General features: G+C 54.8%; 18 protein-coding genes and 1 pseudogene. 9 read left to right on the forward strand and 10 right to left on the reverse strand.

Annotated elements, in window-relative coordinates:
• The first annotated feature begins 109 nt into the window (after window positions 1–109).
• The 3 genes and pseudogenes from yghU to ACTJJI_RS14320 all read left to right on the forward strand — a co-directional run bounded on the left by yghU (window position 110) and on the right by ACTJJI_RS14320 (window position 1,858).
• Window positions 110–979 carry a glutathione-dependent disulfide-bond oxidoreductase gene (yghU, locus tag ACTJJI_RS14310; protein ID WP_014833255.1) on the forward strand — a complete coding sequence of 290 codons (870 nt, stop codon included), beginning with the start codon at window positions 110–112 and terminating at the stop codon, window positions 977–979.
• Window positions 980–1,139: 160 nt separating this feature from the next.
• Window positions 1,140–1,256, forward strand: a pseudogene (locus ACTJJI_RS14315) (glycine zipper family protein); the annotation flags it as partial.
• A 278-nt stretch (window positions 1,257–1,534) separates the two neighbouring features.
• On the forward strand, window positions 1,535–1,858 hold the full coding sequence (locus ACTJJI_RS14320) for a hypothetical protein (protein ID WP_046888636.1): 324 nt from the start codon (window positions 1,535–1,537) through the stop codon (window positions 1,856–1,858).
• On the opposite strand, the gene ACTJJI_RS14325 is transcribed toward ACTJJI_RS14320, so the two are convergent.
• The 4 genes from ACTJJI_RS14325 to ACTJJI_RS14340 form a co-directional block, all read right to left on the reverse strand.
• Entirely contained in the window at window positions 1,836–2,639 is an 804-nt protein-coding gene (locus ACTJJI_RS14325) for a DUF4225 domain-containing protein (RefSeq protein WP_043951696.1), read from the reverse strand. The genes ACTJJI_RS14320 and ACTJJI_RS14325 overlap by 23 nt on opposite strands.
• Before the next feature lie 170 nt (window positions 2,640–2,809).
• On the reverse strand, window positions 2,810–3,712 hold the full coding sequence (locus ACTJJI_RS14330) for an alpha/beta hydrolase (RefSeq protein ID WP_440654557.1): 903 nt from the start codon (window positions 3,710–3,712) through the stop codon (window positions 2,810–2,812).
• A complete protein-coding gene (locus ACTJJI_RS14335) occupies window positions 3,702–4,598 on the reverse strand; it encodes an alpha/beta fold hydrolase (RefSeq protein ID WP_248041688.1) in 897 nt (298 codons plus the stop codon). Before ACTJJI_RS14335 ends, ACTJJI_RS14330 begins: the two co-directional genes overlap by 11 nt.
• Window positions 4,599–4,622: 24 nt before the next feature.
• Window positions 4,623–5,678, reverse strand: coding sequence for a sugar phosphate isomerase/epimerase family protein (locus ACTJJI_RS14340; RefSeq protein ID WP_063411970.1), 1,056 nt, complete (start codon window positions 5,676–5,678; stop codon window positions 4,623–4,625).
• Between the two features lie 141 nt (window positions 5,679–5,819).
• Here ACTJJI_RS14340 and ACTJJI_RS14345 point away from each other — a divergent pair, with 141 nt between their 5' ends.
• A complete protein-coding gene (locus ACTJJI_RS14345) occupies window positions 5,820–6,410 on the forward strand; it encodes a TetR/AcrR family transcriptional regulator (RefSeq protein WP_014833262.1) in 591 nt (196 codons plus the stop codon).
• A 41-nt stretch (window positions 6,411–6,451) separates the two neighbouring features.
• Here ACTJJI_RS14345 and ACTJJI_RS14350 read toward each other — a convergent pair whose 3' ends face one another.
• Window positions 6,452–7,999 (reverse strand): methyl-accepting chemotaxis protein, encoded by a 1,548-nt coding sequence (locus tag ACTJJI_RS14350; RefSeq protein WP_440654560.1) that lies wholly within the window; start codon window positions 7,997–7,999, stop codon window positions 6,452–6,454.
• 246 nt (window positions 8,000–8,245) lie between these two features.
• Here ACTJJI_RS14350 and ACTJJI_RS14355 point away from each other — a divergent pair, with 246 nt between their 5' ends.
• Window positions 8,246–9,286, forward strand: a complete 1,041-nt coding sequence (locus ACTJJI_RS14355; protein ID WP_046888641.1) for an aldo/keto reductase — start codon at window positions 8,246–8,248, stop codon at window positions 9,284–9,286.
• 60 nt (window positions 9,287–9,346) lie between these two features.
• Here ACTJJI_RS14355 and ACTJJI_RS14360 read toward each other — a convergent pair whose 3' ends face one another.
• Together ACTJJI_RS14360 and ACTJJI_RS14365 are read right to left on the reverse strand one after the other, a co-directional pair.
• Entirely contained in the window at window positions 9,347–9,835 is a 489-nt protein-coding gene (locus ACTJJI_RS14360) for a TIGR00645 family protein (protein WP_013098707.1), read from the reverse strand.
• Between the two features lie 72 nt (window positions 9,836–9,907).
• Complete coding sequence (locus tag ACTJJI_RS14365) at window positions 9,908–10,411, reverse strand: ESA_00282 family adhesion-associated protein (RefSeq protein ID WP_014833265.1); 504 nt, start codon at window positions 10,409–10,411, stop codon at window positions 9,908–9,910.
• Between the two features lie 104 nt (window positions 10,412–10,515).
• On the opposite strand from ACTJJI_RS14365, the gene ACTJJI_RS14370 reads away from it, so the two are divergent.
• Together ACTJJI_RS14370 and ACTJJI_RS14375 are read left to right on the forward strand one after the other, a co-directional pair.
• Window positions 10,516–10,920: a hypothetical protein gene (locus tag ACTJJI_RS14370; protein ID WP_013098709.1), complete on the forward strand. Its 405-nt coding sequence runs from the start codon at window positions 10,516–10,518 to the stop codon at window positions 10,918–10,920.
• A gap of 1 nt (window position 10,921) precedes the next feature.
• Window positions 10,922–11,371, forward strand: coding sequence for a hypothetical protein (locus tag ACTJJI_RS14375; RefSeq protein WP_046888643.1), 450 nt, complete (start codon window positions 10,922–10,924; stop codon window positions 11,369–11,371).
• 42 nt (window positions 11,372–11,413) lie between these two features.
• On the opposite strand, the gene exbD is transcribed toward ACTJJI_RS14375, so the two are convergent.
• Together exbD and exbB are read right to left on the reverse strand one after the other, a co-directional pair.
• Window positions 11,414–11,839 (reverse strand): TonB system transport protein ExbD, encoded by a 426-nt coding sequence (exbD, locus tag ACTJJI_RS14380; protein ID WP_014833267.1) that lies wholly within the window; start codon window positions 11,837–11,839, stop codon window positions 11,414–11,416.
• A gap of 6 nt (window positions 11,840–11,845) precedes the next feature.
• Complete coding sequence (exbB, locus tag ACTJJI_RS14385; protein WP_219279775.1) at window positions 11,846–12,577, reverse strand: tol-pal system-associated acyl-CoA thioesterase; 732 nt, start codon at window positions 12,575–12,577, stop codon at window positions 11,846–11,848.
• A gap of 252 nt (window positions 12,578–12,829) precedes the next feature.
• On the opposite strand from exbB, the gene metC reads away from it, so the two are divergent.
• Complete coding sequence (gene metC, locus ACTJJI_RS14390; protein WP_083020652.1) at window positions 12,830–14,017, forward strand: cystathionine beta-lyase; 1,188 nt, start codon at window positions 12,830–12,832, stop codon at window positions 14,015–14,017.
• A gap of 142 nt (window positions 14,018–14,159) precedes the next feature.
• Complete coding sequence (gene yghB / locus ACTJJI_RS14395; RefSeq protein WP_014833270.1) at window positions 14,160–14,819, forward strand: DedA family general envelope maintenance protein YghB; 660 nt, start codon at window positions 14,160–14,162, stop codon at window positions 14,817–14,819.
• Window positions 14,820–14,863: 44 nt separating this feature from the next.
• Here the strand turns inward: yghB and ACTJJI_RS14400 are convergent, their stop codons facing one another.
• Complete coding sequence (locus tag ACTJJI_RS14400; protein WP_050860595.1) at window positions 14,864–15,763, reverse strand: AraC family transcriptional regulator; 900 nt, start codon at window positions 15,761–15,763, stop codon at window positions 14,864–14,866.
• Window positions 15,764–15,885 lie beyond the last annotated feature (122 nt).

Consider the following 15,885-nt stretch of genomic DNA (forward strand, 5'->3'; position numbering starts at 1 on the left):
AGAGGTAGGGTTATCATACACCTCCCCTGACCTTTGCGCTCAGTTCGTTAAACGGTCTATTCATCTCCTGCTACACTGCCTCAACACATCACAAAAAAGGCAGGCCAACATGTCAGACGAAAATACCTATCAGCCACCCAAAGTGTGGGAATGGAAAAAGAACGGCGGCGGGGCGTTCGCCAACATCAACCGTCCTGTTTCTGGTGCCACGCATGAAAAAGAACTGCCCGTCGGTTCGCACCCGCTGCAGCTATACTCCCTGGGTACACCGAACGGCCAGAAAGTGACGATCATGCTCGAAGAGCTGCTGGCGCTGGGCGTAACGGGCGCGGAGTACGACGCGTGGCTGATCCGCATCGGTGAAGGCGATCAGTTCTCCAGTGGCTTTGTTGAGGTGAACCCGAACTCGAAAATACCGGCGCTTCGTGACCACTCCACCACCCCGCCAACGCGCGTATTTGAATCCGGCAACATCCTGCTCTATCTGGCAGAGAAGTTCGGGCATTTCCTGCCAAAAGATCCGGCTGGCCGCACGGAAACCCTGAACTGGCTGTTCTGGCTGCAGGGCGCGGCCCCATTCCTCGGTGGCGGTTTCGGCCATTTCTACAACTATGCGCCGGTGAAGATTGAGTACGCGATTGACCGCTTCACGATGGAAGCCAAACGCCTGTTCGACGTGCTGGATAAACAGCTCGCCCGTGGCCGCTACGTGGCGGGTGAAGAATACACCATCGCCGATATGGCGGTCTGGCCGTGGTTTGGCTGCGTGGCGCTGGGCAGCGTCTACAACGCCGCCGAGTTCCTGGACGCAGAGAAGTACACCAACGTGCAGCGCTGGGCGAAAGACGTGGCGAACCGCCCTGCCGTGAAACGCGGACGGATTGTGAACCGCACCAACGGTGAGCTTAACGAGCAACTCCACGAACGCCACGCGGCGAGCGACTTCGAGACCAAAACCGAAGATAAGCGTCAGGCGTGATGCACTGCCGGGCGGGTAACCGCCCGGCCAGGCAAATCCTTGGCCAGGGCGTGATTAGCTTAAGGGGTGGGCCGGTATTACTGGCACTATGCGGACGTTTTTCTCCAGCCAGACGGCGAGAAGCGACGTTTCAACCGACAGCAGTCACAAAGGATTTGTTATGAAAGCAATCAATACAGCGCTGGTGATCAGCATCCTCCTTTTTTCTACCTCAGGCATGGCGATGGACAAAACCGCCGCCGGTGCGGTAGCCGGCACGGCAATTGGTGAAGCGACGCACTGATAAATGCCGTAGTTCTGCATTTCAAACCGATATGATAAAGAAACCCAGCTATTACGCTGGTTTTTTTTCTTCTCTCGGTTCCGTTTGAGAAACGGGAAGTATTGCCGCGATCGTGACGGGTAGCCCCCTGCTTGCGGTCTCCTCATGTACGGAACTTTCTCCGGAAAGTTGTCATCGTTCATGCTCCGTAATTTCTTTTATTTTGCTTACGCTGGCCACCTGGGGATTATTGGTCTGATACAGTATACTTTCGCCTGATTAGGGAGGACGTGATGGCTATCAGTGAGAAAGACCTGCTTGAGGCAGGTTTCAGCAAAAGCGAAGTAGACAATTTACAGGGCCGACTCGCAGCAGCCGGCGGTACAATGCAGCATCTCATCGATGCGCTCTCACGGCGCTTCCGGGTTTCGGTATGGGTCACGGTCGCGCTGGTTCTGGTTATGCTGGTCACCCTTATCACCGGCAGCCAGACACACATTCTTTCCGGGGGCATGAGTTCCCTTGTTGTCCTGATCATTGCCTGGGTGACCTTTCCACCAGTTCTGGGCTGGAAAGCATTCCGCCTGCAAAAGACTATTTCCCGACAGGCTCGATAGTCAGTAAATCAAGCGCCACTTTGGCTTTAACACCCCATCCCGCAATTTTAAGCGCCATCGCGGGCCGTGGCGTGTCGGATACTTTCCTGACGAAATCGGGCCTGGTCCAGTACCACAGCCGTTGTGCTTCGGGTTTCAGCCTCAGACCATACGCGCCGTAGACTTCACTGAAAAGCGTGACAGCCTTATAGGTCCCCAGCCCCTGCTGCCGGCTGAAGCCCAGGAATTCTGCGACTTCCATCGAACCGTCAGCGAAAATTCCCTCCGTTTGCTTATCACCGAGGAGGTTGTGTGCGGCCTCACGTGAAATAGTGTTAAGCCCGTTAACAACAATCACGGCACCGGCCACCACGCCCACCGGCGTCATGGAGGACATCATAACAATCCCGCCAAAGATAGCCGCTCCGGCCACCACCACATCAACAGCCGAGATGATGTAGCCCACAATTTTGTTCTCGTCCCGGACAACCTTGACCTCGGCATAGAGTTTTGCATAGCCGGTTTTGAGGGAACGGGACTGTTCAAGCAGACTGGTGTTCTCTGCACGCAATGCCTGCAGGCAGGCCATACAGTCATCATCCGTTTTTGCCCGGCGAGCGGCCTCAAACTGGGCCATGATGAATGCCCTTATCTCATCCACAAACTGAATGCGGATAAAACCATCCTGAAGATGCATAGCCGCTACCGTGTTGGCCGTATTAACCAGTGTCCTGGCCTCCAGATTGATCATGGTTTCCGCCCAGACTCGGGGGTTCTGACCGGGTAAAAGCAACGTGTCCATTTTATCGCCTCGCTGATCTGTTTCAGAAAGCATATTCCCGAAACGATTTTTGACAACAAAAATGGGAATTACCTCGGCAATCTTGCAGAACTAACCGATGCTGCATTGTGGCATGGACGCGCGAGGTATAGACAAAGGGCTCCGTTTGGAAAACGGAGCCCTACTCTGAACTATATACAAGCCCGTTCAAACACCCGACGTGCCGCGGGTGTTAACCCTGACATATGAATACAGGCGTGCACCATGCCCGCTAACCGTTCACAGCGTACAGGCACCCCCGCCTCCTCAAGCCGCAGCGCATATTGCTCCGCCTCATCGCGCAGGGGATCATATTCACAACTCAGGATGGTTGCTGGAGGTAACCCTCTCAGCGAGACCATATGCAGCGGCTCGGCATACGGATGTCGACGTTCTCCCAGATAGTTTTCCCAGCAAAACACCATCGCATCACGCGTTAAATAATACCCTTCAGCAAATTCACGGTAGCTTTCGCTCGACATTCCGCGGCTTAACGCCGGGTACAGCAGCAACTGATGCTCAATGTGAGGTCCGCTGCGATCCCGGGCCAGCAGAGTTGCCGCTGCAGCAAGGTTCCCGCCTGCGCTATCGCCCCCCACCGCCAGACGACTGGCATCAATGCCTAAAAGCGCGGCATGATCGCGGACCCAGCAGAGCGCCTGATAAACATCTTCTAACGGTCGCGGGAAGGGATACTCTGGTGCCAGCCGGTAATCCACCGAGAGTATTTTCCGACCGGTGGCATTCGCCAGTGCCTGACAGGGCCGATCGTACAGCGTCAGCGAGCCCAGGCACCAGCCACCGCCGTGAGCAAACAGCATCGCAGGCTGCGCCATTTCTGTGTTTGAGGCGGCGGGGGTATAAACACGAAGGGCAATGGCGTAACCATCATCGGCGATGACTACGTAATCCTGCATGTCATCGCGTAATTCAGCTTCTCCCTGCAGCCGCAGCAAATCCGCTTCAGTCGCGGCTCGCATTTCGGCTAACGAGGCAGGTGGCGGCGCGCCCGATGACGCAGCCAGAAAATCAGCAATATGCGGATCAAGCGGCATAGTGAGTGCCCTCAGCCAGAAACGGCACGATCAGCTCAATAAACGCCTCATGACACTCTTCGGTAATAAAATGCCCGCAGTCGGCCACCGTCTCGCCACGCAGATCGAGGGCATTGCCCTCCAGAGTTATCAACGGTGCATCACGCGTGGCGTGTTCAGCCCCCACCGTTAACACCGGCATGGTTAAAGGCGTTTGCGCACGGCGCTGGTTCTGCCGGATAGTTTCCGGGATAGCGCGATAATAGTCGAAGCCGGCACGCAATCCGCCGGGAGTCGAATAGGCGGTGATATACACCTCTGCAGCGACCCGTTCACGACGATGCGACCAGCGGTCGAAAATATAGCTGAGATACTGTGATTCACGTCCGCTGGTCAGGGTTTCAGGTAAATCCGCCAGTTGATTAAACATGAAGTGCCAGAGAAAGATGTTCTCTTCCGGTGCGACAAAAATCGGTGGTGGCGGTGCCAGTCCTGGGATAACCGCTTCTGTCAGCACAAGCCGTTCTATCGCCTGAGGAAAATCGCTCGCCATGGCATAGCCAACCCACATACCGATATCGTGGCCCACAATGCGGTAATGCGAATGCCCCAGTTGTGCCATCATCGTATGCAGCGTGGCACCGACACGTCCGGTGTCATAGCCGTCGCGGGGTTTGTCTGATTCACCCATGCCCGGAGGATCAACCGCTATCGCCTTAAAGCCCGCCTCTGCCAGCGCGCGCATGACATAGCGCCAGGTATACCAGGTCTGCGGCCAGCCGGGTATCAGTAATACCGGTTGACCTTTTCCCGCCACGACGCAGTGGATGCGCTGGCCGTTTACTTTCGTATAGACGTGTTCTGCCCTGAGATCCGCAGGCAGGATCTCACTGAATTGTTGTTCCATGGGGACTCCCTGTAATGTCGCGGCTTAGCGAATGCCGAGTAAGGCGTTGATTTGCTGAGGGTTAACCGGCGCACCGGCGAAATCATCGAAGACTTTATCGGTGATGTGGATAATGTGGTCGCGGATGAATGCAGCCCCTTCTCGGGCACCATCCAGCGGGTTTTTCAGGCAGCACTCCCATTCAAGCGTTGCCCAGCCGGCATAATCGTATTGGGTCAGTTTCGAAAAGATAGCGTTGAAATCCACCTGCCCGTCACCCAGTGAGCGAAAGCGTCCAGCCCGGTCAATCCATGACTGGTAGCCACCATAAATCCCCTGACGACCGGTCGGATTAAATTCAGCGTCTTTCACGTGGAACATGGTGATCACGTCCTTATAGATATCAATAAACTCCAGGTAGTTAAGCTGCTGGAGCACCATGTGGCTGGGGTCAAAAAGCACCCGGCAGCGGGGATGCTCGTTTACCCGCTGATAAAACATTTCAAACGACACGCCATCGTGCAGATCTTCACTGGGGTGGATCTCATAGCAGAGATTAATCCCGTGCTCATCACAGGCGTTGAGCACCGGCATCCAGCGTCTGGCCAGTTCGTCAAAGGCGGTTTTAATTAACCCTTCCGGACGCTGCGGGAATGGGAACAGGTAGGGCCACGCCAGCGAGCCAGAGAAGGTACCCAGATCGCTGAGGCCCAGCCGGGCGGAAGCCTTGACCGCCATCAGCAGCTGTTGCCGCGCCCATTCGCCGCGGGCGTGCGAATTGCCGTGTACTTCCGGTGGCGCAAAGCTGTCGCATAAGCTGTCGTAAGCGGGATGTACCGCCATCAGCTGGCCGAAGATATGGCTGGTCAGTTCACTCACCACCAGGCCATGTTCCGCCAGCATGCCGGTCAGATCGTCGCAGTAGGTCTGGCTTTCTGCCGCCGTCGCCACGTCAAACAGACGGCGATCCCATGCCGGGATTTGCAGGGCGCTAAACCCCGTTTCCGCCGCCCACCGGGCTATCGCAGGCAAACTATTGAATGGGGCCGCATCATCACTGAACTGAGCAAGATGGAGAGAGGGACCTTTGAGGGTTTTCATCGTATACTCCTATTGTTTGTCGATTGACAAACAATAGGAGTAAAGCCGGATAACCGCAAGCGAAAATTATAAATTCGTTGGTAATCCAGAGGATTTAAGCGATCCTGTTTCACTGAATTCAGGAGCAACCGGAGCAACAAAATGGCAGGCAGACCGCGCCAGTTCGATCGTGATCAGGCGCTTATCAAAGCGCGCAACCTGTTCTGGCGACAGGGTTATGAAGGCACCTCAATGTCGGATCTGGTGGCAGAGCTGGGCATTGCGTCGGCGCGTATTTATAAGGCGTTCGGTTCAAAAGAGCAGCTCTTTCGGGAAGCCATTGCCGATTATGAAAAACAGGAAGGCGGCTTTGCGGACCGGGCCTTAGCCACCGGGAGCAACGTGCGGGAGACAATCCAGACGCTGCTGATGGATGCCGTACACCTGTACTGTCATCCGGATTTACCGCAAGGATGCATGGTGGTCGCCTCCGCAGCCAGCGTCAGTGCGGAAAATGAGACGATCAAAACCTGGCTGGCACAGCATCGCCTGCAGCGCACACAGCAGATCATCGACCATCTGCGTCAGGCTGTGCATAACGGTGAACTGCCGGACACCACCGATGCAGACAGCCTGGGAGACTTTTTTGCCATCTTCTTACACGGTTTGTCGGTACAGGCCCGGGATGGCGTTCCGCCATCGCGATTGCAGGCGGCGGTTAACCAGGCCCTTAGCGTGCTGCCACCTTCCTGAATGCGATCCCGTGAAAGGCCGCACGAGGCGGCCTTTGCGCGTTATGCCGTGAGGCGGAATTTCTGCACCGAACGCTGAAGCTCTTCAGTCTGACGCTCAAGCGCCGCTGCCGCGGCGGAGACCTGCTCCACCAGCGAGGCGTTTTGCTGGGTCACACCGTCCATCTGCGTAATGGCAACCCCGACCTGGGAAATGCCCTTGCTTTGTTCCTCAGAGGCTGACGCAATCTGCTTCATGATGGTGGTCACTTCCGTCACATCGCGCAGAATCGCTTCCATCGTGGTTCCCGTGTCGTTCACCAGTTGAGCCCCCTGCTCGACGCGAGCAACGGAATCGGCAATCAGCCCTTCAATCTCTTTCGCCGCGTTGGCGCTGCGGCTGGCCAGATTACGCACCTCACCTGCCACCACGGCAAAGCCACGGCCTTGCTCACCCGCACGCGCCGCTTCCACTGCTGCGTTGAGCGCCAGGATATTGGTCTGGAAGGCGATACTGTTAATCACGGTGGTGATTTCAGCAATTTTCTTCGAGCTGTCGGAAATACCGCTCATGGTGGTCACCACCTCCTCCACCAGCGAGCCACCGCGGCTGGCCGTGGTCGATGCCACATCGGCCAGCTGGCTTGCCTGACGTGCGCTTTCGGCGTTCAGCTTCACCGTGGCAGTGAGTTGCTCCATGCTGGCCGCCGTCTCTTCCAGCGCGGCAGCCTGCTCTTCGGTACGGGAGGAGAGATCGTTGTTACCGCTGGAGATCTCCGTCGCCCCGCGCCAGATATTTTCACTGCCCGCGCGGATCGTGCTGACCGCTTCACGCAGGCTGTCCTGCATAGCGCTCAGCAAGGGAACCAGCTGTCCCACACAGTTGCGGCCAAACGGTTCAATGGGCTGGCTGAGATCGCCCTGTGCAATCTGGCGGAACTGCTGACGTATTCTGTCCAGCGGTTTCACCAGCATCGCCACCAGGTAACGGTCGCTGAACAGCAGGATCAGCAGGCCAATTACGGTGGCGGCGATAATCACCGTGCGGGTCATGCTGGTCAGGTCGTCCACCACCACGCGAGTGCTGTCGAGCGTTTTCGCGGCAGCGTTATTGAACGCCTCAGCTGCCGACCCGAACGCGCGGCTCAGCGGTGGCGTGACGTTGTTGGCCTGCTGGCGATAGCCGTCCAGCGCGCCCAGCTTCGCCTGCTGCATTTGCGGCGTGACGCCCTGTTCGAGCAACGCCTGCCAGGCGCTGATCACCCGGGAAGAGACTTGCTCATCCATCGGGCCTGGGGAGATCGCCTTCATCTCGGCCAGTTTCTTGCCCATGTTATCCAGCGCTTGTTGGGCGGAGGCCAGATCCGGCGTACCGCCGGCGGCTTTGGCTTCCATCGCGCGGCTCAAACGGGTAACAAAGCGAAAATACTGATCGTTGCCCTGGCTAAGAATGGTCATCTGTTTGACCAGTTGGCGATCGACTTCATTGCCATCAGAAACACGGGACAGGGACCAGGTGCTGTACAACCCGACGCCTGCCCACATTAAACAAAAAATCCCCAGGATCGTCAGCATGACGAAACGTATCGTGAAATTACGGAGCATATTCATAAATCTTCCTTGCCGTGAGGGTGAATTCGCCCAGAGGCGAGTGCTTCTCTCGTTATCGGCAGGAAATGGGGAAATTATAACCTTTTGTGATTATTTTTGATTAGCGTGGCTTCACAGGTACCACAGCACTGGTTAACGCTTAACCCTCCTTTCAGGCGCAACATCGCTTAACAACAGGATTTGTGATTTGATAATCAGAGAATGAAAACGTTGTTTCGAAAATTCATCGATAAGAAAGGAGACATCATGTCCTGGCACCCTAACCCCGGCCGCTATGAAAATATGCAGTACCGCTACTGCGGAAAAAGCGGCCTGCGCCTGCCTGCGCTGTCGCTCGGTCTGTGGCACAGCTTCGGCCACGTTCAGCCGCTCGATACCCAGCGTGCGCTGCTGCGTAAAGCCTTCGACCTCGGCATTACCCATTTCGATCTTGCCAATAACTACGGCCCGCCTGCGGGTAGCGCGGAAGAGAACTTTGGTCGCCTGCTGCAGGAGGATTTTGCCGCTTATCGCGACGAGCTGATTATCTCCACCAAAGCGGGTTACGACATGTGGCCGGGGCCGTATGGCTCGGGCGGCTCGCGCAAATATCTGCTCGCCAGCCTCGACCAGAGCCTGAAGCGTATGGGTCTGGAATATGTGGATATTTTCTATTCCCATCGCGTGGACGAGAACACGCCGATGGAAGAGACCGCCGCCGCGCTGGCCCATGCGGTACAGAGCGGTAAAGCGCTGTATGTCGGAATTTCGTCCTATTCAACGGCGCGCACGCAGAAAATGGCTGACCTGCTTCGCGAATGGAAAATACCACTGCTCATCCATCAGCCGTCGTACAACCTGCTTAACCGCTGGGTGGATAAAACCGGCCTGCTGGAGACGCTAAAGCAAAACGGTACCGGCTGTATTGCGTTTACCCCGCTGGCGCAGGGGTTGCTGACCGGAAAATACCTCAACGGTATTCCTGAAGGTTCACGGATGCAGCGCGAGGGGAACAAGGTGCGCGGACTGACGCAGAAGATGCTGACCGACGCCAATCTGAACAGTCTGCGCTTGCTCAATGAGATGGCGCAGGCACGTGGACAGACAATGGCGCAGATGGCGCTGAGCTGGCTGCTGAAAGATGAGCGCGTAACGTCCGTGCTGATTGGCGCGAGCCGCCCGGAACAGCTGGAAGAGAACGTTCTGGCCCTGAAAAACCTGCGCTTTACGGACGATGAGCTGATACGCATTGATCAGCATGTTGCGGATGGAGAGTTGAATTTGTGGCAGGCGTCGTCGGATAAATAGTGCGGTCTGTTGCCCTCACCCCAGCCCTCTCCCACAGGGAGAGGGTGGTTAAGAAGGAAATTACTTCTTGCTGATCTTATCCAGATACCCCATCACAAACGCCGAAAGCACAAACGTCAGATGAATAATGACATACCACATCAGTTTGTTGTCCGGGACATTCTTTGCGTCCATGAACACGCGTAACAGGTGGATGGATGAGATCGCCACAATCGAGGCGGCCACTTTATTCTTCAGCGACGTGGCATCCATTTTGCCCAGCCAGCTCAGCTTTTCTTTCCGCGCGTCGATATCAAGCTGGGAAACAAAATTCTCATAGCCAGAGAACATCACCATCACCAGTAAGCCCCCCACCAGCGTCATATCCACCAGTGACAGCAGAACCAGAATCAAATCTGCTTCGGCAATGGAAAAGATGTTCGGCAGAACATGCAAGATTTCCTGGAAGAACTTAATCGTGAGCGCGATCAGCGCCAGCGAAAGGCCAAAATAGACGGGTGCCAGTATCCAGCGCGAGGCGTACATAGCGTTTTCAAAGAAGCGTTCCATAAAGTCCTGTCTGCAAACGAAACCAGCACTCAGTATATCGCAACGGCGCTGACTGTTTGCAACAACTAACCATTAGACGTTGTTGGGATCCACCTCAGGGCGCGCATACTCCGGCCAGACCAGCACCACCAGCTCCGGGTAGGCTTCCAGGCTGAACTCGCGAAAGCACTGACGCAGGTTTAATACGTCCAGGTCGGAATACGAGACCTTCTCACCATTCAGACAGCGCTTTTTGATATTGTCATAATATTTATAGACCGCTGAATTCAGGTCACTGCAGCGGCGCTGCGCTTCAAACAGGCCCGGCGTGTCATTAATTTCCGACATTTTCATCCGCTTAATTGTCGCGTGCAAAAAGTCGATATATTCATGGTTCACCCGCCAGTACCAAACCGGCGTCACGGAGTTCATCAAAACAGAGAAATGGTCTTCACCTTCCTCTTTAGTCATCAGTTCAGGCTGTGGGGATTCACTGGTGTCTTTCGACTCTTTCGTTTTATTGAACTCTTGCATCAATAAAAGAACACCAGCGGTCAGTAATAGTAATGTTATGACCGTAAAAAAGATGCTGTTCATGGGTTGGCTCCATTTTTTTTGATTTTAAAATTGCCTCATGATATTGTCAACGAATCTCACGCCTTTATCTTCCCCACCTTGTTGAAATTAAAGGAAATTAAAAAATGTTGCCCGACTATCTCGTCCCGGCTAAGTACCACATCACGCCTGTGGAACAGCAACCGACGGAAGCAGAAAAAGAGGCTAATTTCACTCAGGGAAAAAGAAAGCTCGCTGATTTTGAGCCTGACATATTAATTGGTGTTTCCCGTAGCGGCAAATCCCGTAATATGTTGCTGGAAGAGCACGATCGTCATATAAAGGATCGCTTATTTCGCGCCATCAAAATTGAAGCCTTTGTCCACCTGTTGAATGACCTGCAGGCAGAAGGCGAAATAGATGCCCAGAAACTAAGTCAAATAATGGCCGAAAAGACCAAAGAAATAAATGAAGCGGGCAATGAAATTTGGCTTAATCTAATTACGCGAGAAAAAAACAACCCTATTTTTTATAACCTGGGGGAAGATTAATGTGAAAGACGTTAAAGATAACGATGTCTATTTGACTTTAGATGAGAAAAAAAGTGACGAATTTATCTTAAAGCAAAATCTCGAGGCTTTGCGTAACACCAAAAACGCCGAGATGACGCGTATTACCCAGGATCTGGTTTCCATTCCGGCGACGCTGGTGCGCCTGAAGTGGCAGAACCGCCGCGAGATTTATCCCTTACAGGTCAAGGAAGAGATTTACGGCGCCGTGATGAATGCCATCATCGAACAGCGACCCGAACTGAAAGAGAAGCTTCTGGGGCGTCTGGAGGCCAATTACCAGTATCTGCTGGCCAGAGAAACCGCGACCCTGCGCCTGACGCGCAAACTCTCTGACGGCGAGTACCGCACGTCAAACGTCACCTGTGTCGCGCTCGATGAAGACGCACTGGCAACCCCCGCTACCGCACCGACGACGAACAAACACGAATAACCCGACAGGCATAAAAAAAGCCGGCTTTCGCCAGCTTCTTCGTCATTTTGCGGCCGCTTTCTCTTCGCCGACCAGCCCTATCTTCAGATATCCCGCCTGATGCAGCGTATCCATGACTTTCATCATGGTCTCGTAATCAACGGTTTTATCCGCACGGAAGAAGACCGTCGTGTCTTTCTTACCGCCAGTGAGTTGATCCAGCGCCGGGATGACAGAATCCGCCGTTACCGGGTCGTTCCCGAGGAACATCGATTTATCCGCTTTCACTGACAGATAGATAGGTTTTTCCGGGCGCGGCTGCGGCTGGCTGGACGAGGCCGGCAGGTTTACCTTCACGTCGACCGTCGCCAGCGGCGCAGCCACCATGAAGATAATCAGCAGAACCAGCATAACGTCGATAAACGGCGTTACGTTGATTTCATGCATTTCGCCGTTGTCGTCCAGATTTTCATTAAGACGCATTGCCATAATTCATTAACCTACGCGCAGTTTAGACGCCGCGTGCACCGGTTTAACGGCGCTGGCATTCAGATCAAGATCGCGGCTTTGCAGCAGCAGAACCTGTGCGGCGACGTCACCGAGCGTGGCTTTATAGCTGCCAATCATTCGCGCGAAGACGTTATAGATAACCACCGCCGGGATCGCCGCAACCAGACCGATAGCCGTCGCCAGCAGCGCTTCGGCGATACCCGGAGCAACCACCGCCAGGTTCGTCGTTTGGGTTTGTGCAATCCCGATAAAGCTGTTCATGATGCCCCAGACCGTACCGAACAGACCGACGAACGGCGAGATCGCCCCGATGGTCGCCAGATAACCATTGCCCCGGCCCATATGACGGCCCACGGCGGCGACACGGCGCTCCAGACGGAAGCCGGTACGTTCTTTAATGCCTTCGTTATCTTCACTGCCTGCGGAGAGTTCCAGCTCGTTTTGCGCTTCGTTAACTAACAGGGTGGTCAGGCTTTTCACGTGGAAGGATGAAGTCATATCAGCCGCCTGATCCAGAGAGCGGGCTTCGGCCAGCTGCTGCTGCTCCCGCTTGAGGCGGCGCTTCTGAGAAATCAGCTCGGCGCTCTTGCCAAAGAAGATAGCCCACGTGATCACGGACGCCAGAATCAGGCCGATCATCACAATCTTAACCACGATGTCAGCATGATGATACATGCCCCAAACGGAGAGATCCGTCTGCATCAAATTATTACCCACTCTGTATCTCCAGGACGCAAATCACAAAATCTGAACGTAATAATATCAAAACATCGTCGAATTGATAGTCGTTCTCATTACTATTTACATAGTGCCGCAATTTTCGCTCACATTCCTTGCGCTTACGCAGTAAAAATTTCTTATGCGCTTTTTTGCTAATATTTTCTGCTTATTCGATAAGCATCCGGGTGCAGATTTTTACAATCGTGGTAGTCTGGACGTCCAGACGTATAAAAAACAGGGTTAGCGAACATGACAAAGAAGCATCTTGATACCACGCTGGTACAGGCCGGACGCAGCAAAAAATATACGCAGGGAGCGGTGAACAGCGTGATTCAACGAGCCTCCTCGCTGGTGTTTGATACCGTCGAGGACAAAAAAAACGCCACGCGCAACCGCGCCAAAGGAGGGTTGTTTTACGGCCGTCGTGGCACGCTAACCCATTTCTCACTGCAGGAAGCCATGTGCGAGCTGGAAGGCGGCGCAGGATGCGCGCTATTTCCGTGCGGCGCGGCGGCGGTCGCCAACACCATTCTGGCGTTCGTGGAACAGGGCGACCATATTCTGATGACCAACACCGCCTACGAGCCCAGCCAGGATTTCTGCACCAAGATCCTCACCCGCCTCGGTGTGACCACCGACTGGTTCGACCCGCTGATTGGCGAGGGCATCGCAGAGCTTATTCAGCCCAACACGCGCATCGTGTTCCTGGAATCGCCAGGTTCAATCACCATGGAAGTGCACGACGTGCCGGCCATTGTGAAGGCCGTGCGCAGCAAAGCGCCGGAGGCGATTATCATGATCGACAACACCTGGGCGGCGGGCGTGCTGTTTAAAGCGCTGGAATTCGATATTGATATCTCCATTCAGGCGGCGACCAAATATCTGATTGGCCACTCTGACGGGATGATCGGCACGGCCGTTTCTAACGCCCGCTGCTGGGATCAGCTACGGGAAAACGCCTACCTGATGGGGCAGATGGTCGATGCCGATACCGCCTACATGACCAGCCGCGGCATCCGTACCCTGGGCGTGCGCCTGCGTCAGCATCATGAAAGCAGCCTGAAGATAGCCGAGTGGCTGGCACAGCACCCGCAGGTTGAGCGCGTCAACCATCCGGCACTGCCGGGCAGTAAAGGACATGAATTCTGGCAACGAGACTTTACGGGTAGCAGCGGTTTGTTCTCATTCGTTCTAAAAAAACGGCTGAGTAATGATGAGCTGGCAAGCTATCTGGATAATTTTACCCTCTTCAGCATGGCCTACTCCTGGGGCGGGTTTGAATCCCTGATCCTGCCTAACCAGCCGGAGCAGATTGCGGCCCTGCGCCCCGGCGGTGATGTGGACTTCAGCGGCACCCTGATTCGACTGCATATTGGTTTAGAAAACGCGGACGATTTAATTGCCGATTTAGCAGCAGGGTTTGCGCGTATCGTGTAGAGTGCTGGCAAACATGTACTCCATGGATGCTTTTGTGGACACTGCCACCAGAAAAGTCTGCATTAGTTGCGCCCGCGATCAACCCTGTCGGGCAAATTAGGGAGTACAATAGCTCTATATCTGCTGTTCCACAGGAAAGTCCATGGCTGTTATTCAAGATATTATCGCGGCGCTCTGGCAACACGACTTTGCCGCACTGACCGATCCTCACGTTGTAGGTATCGTCTATTTCGTGATGTTCGCGACCCTGTTCCTCGAAAATGGATTACTGCCAGCCTCATTTTTACCCGGTGACAGCCTGCTTTTGCTTGCGGGGGCGCTAATCGGTAAAGGTGTCATGGACTTCACGCCGACCATGGTGATCCTCACCTCCGCGGCAAGCCTGGGCTGCTGGCTGAGCTATCTGCAGGGCCGCTGGCTCGGCAACACGCGCGTCGTGAAAGGCTGGCTGGCGCAGCTACCGCATAAATACCATCAGCGTGCGACCTGCATGTTTGACAGGCACGGCCTGCTGGCCTTGCTGGCCGGGCGTTTTCTGGCCTTTGTTCGCACCCTGCTGCCCACCATGGCAGGCATTTCCGGCCTGTCGAACCGCCGCTTCCAGTTCTTTAACTGGCTGAGCGCGTTGTTATGGGTGGGTGTCGTTACTACCCTCGGCTACGCGCTGAACATGATCCCGTTTGTGAAACACCATGAAGACCAGGTAATGACCTTCCTGATGGTGCTGCCGATGTTCCTGCTGGTGGCTGGACTGGTGGGAACGATTGCGGTGGTGATTAAGAAGAAATACTGCAGTGCATAAATAAAAGCCGGGTGGCGCTTCGCTTACCCGGCCTACGTTTGCCGTCAGACTCCCTGCATGGTTCGGATGCGTGACGCATCTTCTCCCGGCGTGACGCCGAAGTAGCGCTTAAACTCCCGACTAAACTGCGATGCACTTTCATACCCGACCCGCATCGCCGCCGCGCTGGCCTTCATGCCGTCGTGGATCATCAACATACGAGCCTTATGCAGCCGGTAGGTTTTGAGGTACTGCAGCGGCGAGGTGCTGGTCACCGACTTAAAGTTGTGGTGAAACGCCGAGACGCTCATGTTCGCTTCCGCCGCCAGCTGGTCAACGCTGAGGTTTTCCGTGTACTGGCTTTCAATGCGCTTGAGTACGCGGCTTATCAGGCTGAAGTGGGTCTGCCGACTGACCAGCGCCAGTAATGCCCCGCCCCCCGGACCCAGCAGCACATGATAGAGAATTTCGCGGATGATTTGCTTACCCAGAATACGCGCATCCAGCGGCCTCTCCATCACGTCCAGCAGACGTTCAATGGCACAGAGGATCTCCTCTGATAGCGTGGCTGAGTTAATCCCGCTCGCCGCCATCGACGGCTGGAAAAGCTCGTCTTCGCCAATCTCCATCAGCAGCTCCTGAAGCTGAAGAATATCGACATTCACGCGGATCCCCGCCAGCGGAACCGCCTCTGTCGCGAAGGTTTCACATTCGAAGGGTAAAGGTACTGTCAGCAGAAGATATTCATTGGTGTCATAACGGAACACGCGTTCATTGATATAACCAATTTTATGGCCGGAAAAGAGAAAAACGATGCCCGGCTGATACATCACCGGCGTACGCGTTCCCGGCTGCGTCCCGTAGAGCAGGCGAATATCCGGCAGCAGTTCGCCTGGGTTATTTTTCTTATCAATCAGTCTTTTAATCTGCGAAGTGAGCTGAAGACAGATGGCTTCACGGTTCATTTAGCGTTACTCCGGGTACGGTTTGCGACCCTCACAGTCTGCGCATTTTCCTGACGTTTCTCCAGTGCTCTGTAGAAATGGGCAAGACATCGGCAGGAATGTGCATTGAGAGGATATCCCCG

The sequence above is a fragment of the Enterobacter sp. 22466 genome (assembly GCF_052044775.1).
Lineage (GTDB): Bacteria > Pseudomonadota > Gammaproteobacteria > Enterobacterales > Enterobacteriaceae > Enterobacter > Enterobacter dissolvens.